This is a genomic window from Glycomyces dulcitolivorans (genome assembly GCF_003265355.1).
In the GTDB taxonomy this organism is placed as follows: domain Bacteria; phylum Actinomycetota; class Actinomycetes; order Mycobacteriales; family Micromonosporaceae; genus Glycomyces; species Glycomyces dulcitolivorans.
In genome coordinates, this window is record NZ_QFRW01000221.1 from 1 (window position 1) to 8,879 (window position 8,879).

11 protein-coding genes are annotated in these 8,879 nt (G+C 72.3%); 4 read left to right on the plus strand and 7 right to left on the minus strand.

Features of this window, described 5'->3' with window-relative positions:
* Positions 1-24: 24 nt before the first annotated feature.
* From DI269_RS15155 to DI269_RS15175, 5 genes are all read right to left on the minus strand, one after another.
* Entirely contained in the window at positions 25-597 is a 573-nt protein-coding gene (locus DI269_RS15155; RefSeq protein ID WP_157975007.1) for a GNAT family N-acetyltransferase, read from the minus strand.
* Complete coding sequence (locus DI269_RS15160) at positions 587-2,086, minus strand: APC family permease (protein WP_112137250.1); 1,500 nt, start codon at positions 2,084-2,086, stop codon at positions 587-589. Before DI269_RS15160 ends, DI269_RS15155 begins: the two co-directional genes overlap by 11 nt.
* A 26-nt stretch (positions 2,087-2,112) precedes the next feature.
* A complete protein-coding gene (locus DI269_RS15165; RefSeq protein ID WP_157975008.1) occupies positions 2,113-2,784 on the minus strand; it encodes a GPP34 family phosphoprotein in 672 nt (223 codons plus the stop codon).
* A gap of 265 nt (positions 2,785-3,049) precedes the next feature.
* Complete coding sequence (locus tag DI269_RS15170; RefSeq protein WP_112137254.1) at positions 3,050-3,424, minus strand: hypothetical protein; 375 nt, start codon at positions 3,422-3,424, stop codon at positions 3,050-3,052.
* A gap of 80 nt (positions 3,425-3,504) precedes the next feature.
* Positions 3,505-4,452: a helix-turn-helix transcriptional regulator gene (locus DI269_RS15175; protein ID WP_112137256.1), complete on the minus strand. Its 948-nt coding sequence runs from the start codon at positions 4,450-4,452 to the stop codon at positions 3,505-3,507.
* A 105-nt stretch (positions 4,453-4,557) separates the two neighbouring features.
* Here DI269_RS15175 and DI269_RS15180 point away from each other — a divergent pair, with 105 nt between their 5' ends.
* Positions 4,558-4,971, plus strand: coding sequence for a VOC family protein (locus tag DI269_RS15180; RefSeq protein WP_112137258.1), 414 nt, complete (start codon positions 4,558-4,560; stop codon positions 4,969-4,971).
* Here DI269_RS15180 and DI269_RS15185 read toward each other — a convergent pair.
* Together DI269_RS15185 and DI269_RS15190 are read right to left on the minus strand one after the other, a co-directional pair.
* Positions 4,968-6,110 carry a sensor histidine kinase gene (locus DI269_RS15185; RefSeq protein ID WP_112137260.1) on the minus strand — a complete coding sequence of 381 codons (1,143 nt, stop codon included), beginning with the start codon at positions 6,108-6,110 and terminating at the stop codon, positions 4,968-4,970. The genes DI269_RS15180 and DI269_RS15185 overlap by 4 nt on opposite strands.
* Positions 6,107-6,775, minus strand: coding sequence for a response regulator transcription factor (locus tag DI269_RS15190; RefSeq protein ID WP_112137262.1), 669 nt, complete (start codon positions 6,773-6,775; stop codon positions 6,107-6,109). Before DI269_RS15190 ends, DI269_RS15185 begins: the two co-directional genes overlap by 4 nt.
* Before the next feature lie 135 nt (positions 6,776-6,910).
* On the opposite strand from DI269_RS15190, the gene DI269_RS15195 reads away from it, so the two are divergent.
* The 3 genes from DI269_RS15195 to DI269_RS15205 form a co-directional block, all read left to right on the plus strand.
* Positions 6,911-7,414, plus strand: coding sequence for a hypothetical protein (locus DI269_RS15195; RefSeq protein WP_157975009.1), 504 nt, complete (start codon positions 6,911-6,913; stop codon positions 7,412-7,414).
* Positions 7,411-8,451, plus strand: coding sequence for a peptidoglycan-binding protein (locus tag DI269_RS15200; protein ID WP_157975010.1), 1,041 nt, complete (start codon positions 7,411-7,413; stop codon positions 8,449-8,451). Before DI269_RS15195 ends, DI269_RS15200 begins: the two co-directional genes overlap by 4 nt.
* Positions 8,448-8,879, plus strand: a 432-nt coding sequence (locus DI269_RS15205; RefSeq protein WP_115509850.1) for an ABC transporter ATP-binding protein, incomplete at its 3' end; no start/stop codon positions are given. The genes DI269_RS15200 and DI269_RS15205, both read left to right, overlap by 4 nt.

Here is an 8,879-nt window from a genome sequence, read left to right on the forward strand (position 1 = left end):
CCCGGTCGGGCCCGCCGCCGCCGTTCACTCGGGCTGCGGCTCGCGCCACATCGGATAGAGCCACGGGCCGCCGTCTTCGAGGCCGTACCGGTCGCCGAGCGGCTTGTAGCCGAGCGTCCCGTACAGCTTCGCGGTCTGCGGCGAGACCGCCTCCAGGTAGGCGGGGATGCCGTCGCGGTCCAGGATGCGGTGGTGGCGGCGGAGCATCGCGGACGCGATCCCCTTGCCGCGCCGCCTGCTGCGCACCCCGACCAGCGCCACGTAGTGGTGCGGGGCCTCGGGGTGGTGGTGCTCCATGACCCGGTCGAGGTGCCGGAACTTCTCGGTGTGGGGTCCGCACGCGGCCAGCAGGCGCTCGTCGTAGTCGGGGATCACCGGCGGGGCCGCGGTGTGGTCGAACCACACCACCGCGCCGTCGAGGTCGCCCGAGGTGACGACGCCGCCGTGGCCGAGCGCGTGCTCCACGAACAGCTCGAACTGGCCGCGGACCGCTTTGAGCCGCTCGTCCGGGTCGTCGACGAGCCATTTCGCGGTCGGCAGGTCGTTGAACTCGTCGGCGAGCATGGCCGCCACGGCCCCGTACGCGCTAACGCTCACCCGCGGCTCCAACCGGGACCGCGGCCCGCTCGGCCGCCTGGACCAGCGGCGCCTTCGCGCCGTGGCCGATTCCGGAGTAGACCTCGGGGCGGGCCTTCTTGAGGAACAGGGCCCAGAGCGCGCCCAGCGCCGCGAGGATCGCGAAGACGACCGGCACCAGCTTGGGCAGGAGCGATCCCTTCTCGACGCCGAGCAGCGTGTGGAAGTGGATGACCGACAGGTACAGGACCCCGCCCATGGCGAGGATCGCCAGGACCGGTGCGATCCGGCTGGCCCACAGGGACTCTTCGCGCCGATCCCGCGCGAAGTAGGCCAGGACCGCGATGGCGCAGGTCAGGATGAGCGCGATCAGGCCGATGCCCGAAGCGGTGCCCAGGTAGTAGAACAGGTGGACCACCGGGTCGAGGCCGAGCACGGCCCACAGGACGATCACCAGGCCGCCGGCGACGGTCTGGGTGATCGAGGCGGCGACGGGGGCGCAGGTGCGCACCGAGGTGCGGCCGAGCCAGGAGAAGACGACCTGCTCGCGGCCGAGCGCGAAGAGGTAGCGGGCGGTCGTGTTGTGGAAGCTCAGCGCCGCTGCGGTGACCGAGGTGAGCAGCAGGATCCGGCCGGTCGTCTCCCACGCGGGGCCGAGCTGGTCCCCGGCGAGGGTGAACATGAGGTCGAAGTCGGCGATGGCCGAGGCGACCACGTTGTCCGCGCCCGCGGCCGTGATGATCGACCACGACGAGACGATGTAGATGAACGCGAGGATGAGGACCGTGGCGATCGTGGCGCGGGCGACGGTGCGCTTGCGGTCGCGGGCCTCTTCGCCGTAGACGGTGGGCGACTCGAAGCCGATGAAGCCGATGACGGCCAGGGCGAGGACGGCGCCGGCCGCCTCGCCGCTCAGCGCGCTCGGGGAGAACGCGTCGAAGGTGACCCCGTCCGCGGCGTTCGCGAAGTTGGAGGCGCTGAACACCAGGACGACCGCGACCTCGACGGTGAGGAGCACGGCCAGGATCTTGGCGTTGATGTCGACCGCGCGGGTGCCGAGGAGGCCGACCAGCAGCCAGGCGACGAGCGCGAAGGCCCACCACGGCAGGTCGATCCCGATCGAGGCGAACAGGCCCTGGGCGACGTAGCCCAGGTAGCCGTAGAGGCTCACCTGGAGGGCGCAGTAGGAGGTGGCGGCGACCCATGCGGCGGCGACGCCGGGGACCCGGCCCAGGCCCCGTGCGACGAACGCGTACATGGCGCCGGCGTTGGCGATGTGGCGGGCCATCGCGGTGTAGCCGACGCTGAACAGCAGCAGGGAGGCCGCGATGATGACGTAGCCGAGCGGGATGCCGATCTGGCCGGCCACGGCGAACATGACGACTACACCGCCGGCGATCACCGTCAGCGGCGTCGCCGCGGTGAGGGAGAAGTGGAGCAGGCTGAGCGTTCCGAGTTTGTCGCGGGCCAGGGCGGACTGGACCGCACTGGTGGTCGAGGGAGCTGACATGGGGCGTGACTCCTAATTTCGTCTTGCTAGAGGTTGCCGGTGATGGCGGTGTCCGCCACTGCGGCGGTGAGGTGCCCGCGGATCGCCTGGAGCGGCGCGGGCAGCACCCTCAGGTGCCCCTCGGCGTATTCGCGCGCGCCGGAGGGCATCTGGGAGTACAGCGATTTCGACAGGCCGACGGACTCGGTCAGCGCGAGCAGGAAAGCGTCGAGCAGGGGCATTCGTCGGTCCATCGTGGACAAATAGCGGCGCAGCCTGGCCAGCGGCGCCTGGGCGATGAGGGCGTCGGCCGCGTCATAGGTGACCTGCACCTTGCCGAGCCAGCGGCTGCGCTGCTCGCCGCGCACCATCAACCCGGCCACCACCATGTGCTCGGCGGTCTTGGTCTGGGTGTCGGAGATGGCGAGGTACTCCAGCCACTCGGGCACGGCGAGGTGGTCCGGCTCGCCCTGGACGAGCTCGGTCAGCCACAGCCCCAGGGAATCGCGCGGCGGTCCGCCGCGCGGCTCCGCCAGGACCAGGTCGCGGCCCGCGTGGCTCCGCACCGCGAGATGGCCCGAGAACACCAGCTCCGCCAGCAGCGCCGCGCCGAGACCCAGGCCGATCACGCGAGGCGCGACCGCGGGTTTGTAGAAGTCGTGGTAGGCGGTGATGAGAAAGGCGTCGTACACCAGCCGGGGGGTGGGTGCGTCGGGCACCGGGAGTGATCCTTCCAGTACAGGAGCGTTCGATCGGATTATGATACGGTCACGCGTTTTCGCGATTGGTATCGGTATTCCGACTATTTCCCACCTGCTAGAAGGCTTGTTGCCAATTGGCGCGCTCTACCCTCTGCGGGAAGGAAACGCACTGAAGCTCCGCACGAATTGGACAGTGCGGAGCTTCGGCGGGCGTGGTGCTATTGCGGCGGTTCGGGCAATCGATTGTCGATTGGACCGGCCCCTGGTCGCAACCGGTGCGGTCTCAGCCGACGACGTCGCAGTAGGGCTGGACCGTCTCGACGATCGTGGGGCCTTCGGCCTCTTCGACGCCGAAGAGCGAGGCGGCGTCGCGGGCGAGCTGCTCCTCGTCGGCGCCCTCGGCCGCGGACCGGCACAGCTCCTGCGCGCCGTCGACGATCTCGGCGGCGGTGACGTCGGGGGCGAGCTCCTGGATCTCGGCGGCGAGGTCGGTCGGGAAGTCGGGGGCGAGGTCGCCCAGCGACTCCTCCAGGTCGGGCAGGGTGGGCGTGTCGATGGGCAGTTCCCCTTCGCCGCAGGCGGAGAGCGCCAGCGCGGTGCCGAAGGCGAGTGCGAGCGCGGCGATCGTACGTCGCGTCGTGCGAACGGTTCGTGCCATGTGAACGGCTCCTTTGCGAGACTTGCGGCCACGGTATCAGGACAATTGCGGACCAACGAGACCTTTCCACATGCGTTCGGTCACAAGGAGGCTGCGGCGAAGCGGCTCGCGAGGTGCGCGAAGGCGCGGGCGAGTTCGGGCGGTTGCGCGGACTCGATGCCGGCGTCGAAGCGGCCGAAGGAGGCCGCGAGCGCGGGCCAGGACCAGGAGCCGAGGGCGACGCGGCAGCGTTCGGGGCCGAGGGCCTCGACGCGGCCGCCTTCAGAAGCAGCACTGTCCAGGAACGGGGCGATGGTGTCGGCTGAGCGCAGGAGGACCGCTTCGCCGCGGCAGGGCCAGTCGGGGCCGTCGGCGCCGCGGAAGCGGGCGCGGATAAAGGCGGTCACGTCGCCGCCGGGCAGTTCCCTTGGGGTGAAACGGGGTCCGGCGGGGGTGCGGGGCGCGATGCGGTCGACGCGGAAGACGCGCCAGTCGTCGCGGTCGAGGTCCCAGGCGACGAGGTACCAGCGGTCGTTCCAGGTGACGAGGTGGTGGGGCTGGGTGCGGCGCCGGGTGCCCTGGTGGTCGAAGCGCAGCTCCTCGCGGTCGCGGACGGCCGCGGCGAGGGTGAGGAGCACGTCGGTGTCGATCGGCGCGGGCAGGGGCCCGCTGGGGACGGCGGCGACCTGGACGGCGTCGACGCGGCGGCGCAGGCGCGGGGGCAGGACCTGGCGGATCGCGGCGAGGGCGAGCGCCGCGGCCTCCTCCATGCCGGTGCCGGTGGCGGTCCGCAGGGCCACGGCGAGGGCCACGGCCTGCTCGTCGTCGAACAGGAGCGGCGGGAGGGCCGAGCCGGGTTCGAGCCGGTAGCCGCCGTGGGGGCCGCGGACGGCGGTGATGCGGTAGCCGAGGTCGCGCAGGCGCTCGACGTCGCGGCGGACGGTGCGCTCGCTGGCGTCGAGCCGTTCGGCGAGCTCCGGGCCGGTCCAGTCCGGGCGGGTCTGGAGGAGCGAGAGCAGGCGCAGGACGCGCGACGAGGTTCCGGTCATGGCTCAGATCCTGCCACCAGGAGCGGACACTACCTGTCCTGAATGCGGAACACGCTGGTGCGGCACCGGGCGAGAGGCGCCCGGGACGATCAGATGGAGCAACCGATGAGCGTGAACACCACTCCGCACCTGAACTTCCGCGGCGAGGCCCGGGAGGCCCTGGAGTTCTACGGGTCCGTGTTCGGCGGCGACCCGGTCGTCACCACTTACGGCGACATGGGGGCCGCGCAGGACCCGGCCGAGGCGGACCTGGTGGTGTGGGGGCAGGTCGCGGCCCCGAACGGCTTCCGGGTCATGGCCTACGACGTGCCGGCGGCGCTGCCCTGGAGCCGGGGCGAGGACCCGTTCTTCGTGTCGGTCCGCGGCGACGGCGTCGAGGAGCTGGCCGGGCTGTGGGAGGGCCTTGCGAAGGGCGGCACCGTGGTCCAGCCGTTCGGGCCCTCGGTGTGGGCCGCGGCGTACGGCATGGTGAAGGACCGGTTCGGGATCTCCTGGGTGCTGGACGTGCCGAACTTCTAAGCGAACTCGACGGTCACGTGCAGGCCGCCGTCCCGGTTCGGGACGGCGGTCAGCGCCGCTTCATGGACGCGCGCAACGGATTCGACGATGGAGAGGCCGAGGCCGACGCCGCGGACGGACTCGATCCGGTCGCGGCCCTCGCCGCGGCGGAACGGCTGGAAGAGCGCGTCGACCTCGTAGGCGGCGACGGCCGGGCCGGTGTTGCGGACGGTGAGGCGGGCGCGGCCCTCGACCGTGGCGGTGTCGACGGCGAGGGTGCCGCCGGGGTGGTTGTGGCGGACGCCGTTGGCGATCAGGTTGGCGACCAGGCGCTCCAGGAGCGCGGCGTCGCCGGTGACGACCGCTTCGGCGGCCGAGACGTCGACGGCCACTTGGGCTTCGGCGGCTTCGGTCGCGAACTGGTCGGCGACGTGGGCGACGATGTCGGCCAGGTCGACCGGGACGGGGTCGGCCACGTCGCGGTCGGCTCCGGCGAGGGTGAGGAGGCCGTCGATGAGGCGCTCGTGGCGCTCGTTGACGGCGAGGAGGTTCGCGGCGAGGCCGCGCACGCGGTGCCCGGCGTCGGGTTCGGCCGCGGCGACTTCGAGGAGGGTCCGGTTGATCGCCAAGGGGGTCTTCAGTTCGTGGGAGGCGTTGGCGACGAAGCGGCGCTGGCCCTCGAAGGCGCGGTCGAGGCGGGCGAGCATCCCGTCGAAGGTGTCGGCGAGGCGCTTGAGCTCGTCGTTGGGGCCGTCGAGGTTGATGCGCTCGTGGAGGGAGCGGTCGGCGACGCGCTGGGCGGTGGCGGTGATGGCGTCGATGGGGCGCATGACGCGCCCGGCCATGAGGAAGCCGAAGCCGACCGCGAGGACGCCGATGACGGCGAGCGCGACGGCGGAGCCGAGCAGGATCGCCTGGAGCGTGTCCGCGTTGGCGGCCTCCTGGCGCTCGATGAGCGTGGTGATGAAGGCGCTGAGCTGGTCCTCGGTCATGCCGATCTCGGCGCGGGCCTGGGAGAGGAAGTCGATCGACTCGTCGGGCCCGGGCAGGTTCGCGGTGATGTGGCTGCGCACGATCAGGTAGACGACGGTGATGAGCGCGGCGCCGGCGGCGAAGAACGCGCCGCCGTACCAGAGGGTGAGCCTCGTGCGGAGCCTCATGGCCGGTCCTCCCTGACGACGTATCCGGAGCCGGGGACGGTCTCGATGACGGGCGGGTCGCCGAGCTTGCGGCGCAGCGTCATCATCGTCACCCGGACGACGTTGGTGGCGGGGTCGATGTGCTCGTCCCAGACTTTTTCGAGCAGCCGCTCGGAGGAGACGACGGCGGCGCCGGGGCGCAGCAGCTCGGCGAGGACGCCGAACTCCTTCTTGGACAGCGGCAGGTAGCGGCCGCCGCGGAAGACCTGGCGGCCGACCGTGTCGAGGGTGATCCCGGCGCGTTCGAGGACGGGCGGGGCGGCGGGGGCCGTGCGCCGGGCGAGGGCGCGGACGCGGGCGACGAGCTCGGCGAACGCGAAGGGCTTGGCGAGGTAGTCGTCGGCGCCGAGGGACAGGCCGTGGACGCGGTCGTCGACGCCGGCGGCGACGGTGAGCATGAGGACCCGGGTCGAGTGCGGCCCGGCCACGACCTTGCGGGTGAGGTCGTCGCCGCCGACGCGGGGCAGGTCGCGGTCGAGGACCGCGACGTCGTAGTCGTAGGCGGCCAGGCGCAGGCGCGCGGAGTCGCCGTCGTAGCAGACGTCCACGGCCATGCCCTCGCCGCGCAGGCCCTTCGCGATCGCGTCGGCGAGCATCCGCTCGTCCTCCACCACCAGTACGCGCATCCCGGCTCCTCCCCCGTCCGTGACGATGCTGCCAGGCCCGGTGTAAGCGCGGCGTAAGCGCCCGCGCTGACGCAGACCACATGCGGCCGCGGCTTCACTTGCGGCGTCGATCCCAGAACGAACGGAGACGCCACGATGAGACGAGTATTGCTCGCCGCGGTCGCGCTGTCGGCCCTTGCGCTGATCGCCGCCTGCGGTTCAGAGCCCGAAGAAGGGGTGGCCAGCACCGGGGGCGCCGCCTCCGAGGAGGCCACCAATGAGGAGGTGAGCCAGGAGGAGGGCCTCCAGGACTTCGCCGAGTGCATGCGGGAGCAGGGGGTGGACTTCCCCGATCCCGATCCGGACGGCGGCTTCGAGGGCGCCGAGGAGCTGCGCGAGATCATGGAGGACGAGCCCGAGGCGGTCGAGGCGTGCCAGGAGCACCTCGCCTCGGACGACCAGGACCTGGACGACCCGGAGGTCCAGGCGGCGCTGCTGGAGTTCTCGCAGTGCATGCGCGACAACGGGGTCGAGGACATGCCCGACCCCGGCGAGGACGGCTTCGGGCCGACGCTCCTCGAAGAGGGCGGGGCCGACCCGGACTGGGACGCCGCGCTGGAGGCGTGCCAGGAGCTCCTCGCCGAGATGAGGGACCAGTGAGGCGGCGGACGGCGGTGATCGCGGCCGGGTCCGCCGCGGCGGTCGGCCTGGCCGCGGCCGGGGTCGTGTACACGGCCGGCGGCGACGAGCCGGCGGCCTCGGCCGAGGCCGCGGGCGCGACGGCCACGGTGGAGCAGCAGGACCTCGCCAGGTCCGAGGAGGTCGTGGGGACGCTCTCGTACGGGGAGGCGCACACGCTGACCGGCGCGAAGCCCGGCGTCGTGACGTGGCTGCCGGAACCGGGCACCGTCATCACGGCGGGCGACGCGGTCTACGACGTCGACAACGCGCCCGTGGTCGCGATGACCGGAGACCTCCCCTTGTGGAGGAACCTGGCGCCGGGGGTCGAGGGACCCGATGTGGCGCAGCTGGAGTCGAACCTGGTGGACCTCGGGTACGAGGGGTTCACCGAGGACGACGCGTACACCGACGCGACCGCCGAAGCGGTCGAGGAGTGGCAGGAGGACCTCGGGACCGAGGAGACGGGGACCGTCGCCGTCGGGGACGTCCTGTTCTCCCCCAATACAGTGCGGGTCGCCGACCAGCTTGCGGCCGTCGGCGATCCGGCGAACGGGCCGGTCCTGGCGTACACCTCGGACGAGCGGCGGGTGACCGTCCAGCTGGAGATCGCCGACCAGGACCTGGTCGCAGTGGACCAGGCCGTGGCAGTGGTCCTGCCGGACGGGACCGAGGCCGCCGGGACGGTGTCGGCGGTCGGCCAGACCGTCACCGGCGCGGAAGAGGGCTCCGACGGGCCCGAGACCGTCGAGGTCACCGTGGCCGTCGATGACCAAGCGGCCCTCGGGGACCTCGTGTCCGCGCCGGTCACCGTCGAGCTGGTCTCGGAGGTCCACGAAGACGTGCTCACCGTGCCCGTGGAGGCCCTGCTGGCGCTCCGCGAGGGCGGATACGGGGTCGAGGTCGTCGACGACGGCACGACCCATCTGGTGCCCGTGGAGACGGGCGTGTTCGCCGACGGGCGCGTCGAGGTCTCCGGGGACCTGGAGGCGGGCATGGCCGTGGCGGTGCCGTCGTGAGCGTCGTGGTGCTGGAGGAGGTCTCCAAGACCTACCCGGGCGTCACGGCCCTCGACGGCGTGTCGCTGGAGATCGGCGAGGGCGAGCTGGTCGCGATCGTCGGGCCCTCGGGCTCGGGGAAGTCGACGCTGCTCAACCTCGCCGGGACCCTCGACAGACCCACGTCGGGGACGGTGCGGGTCGCGGGCGAGGGCGTCTCGGCCCTGTCGGACCGGCGGCTCTCGCGCCTGCGGGCCGCGGAGCTGGGCTTCGTGTTCCAGCAGTTCCACCTCTCCCCGGGCGTCCCGGTCCTCGACAACGTCGCCGACGGGCTCCTGTACCGCGGCGAGCCGCGGGCGAAGCGCCGCGAGGCCGCCGCGGCCGCCCTCGACCGGGTCGGGCTCGGGCACCGGACCGGGCACCGCCCGCACCAGCTGTCCGGCGGCGAG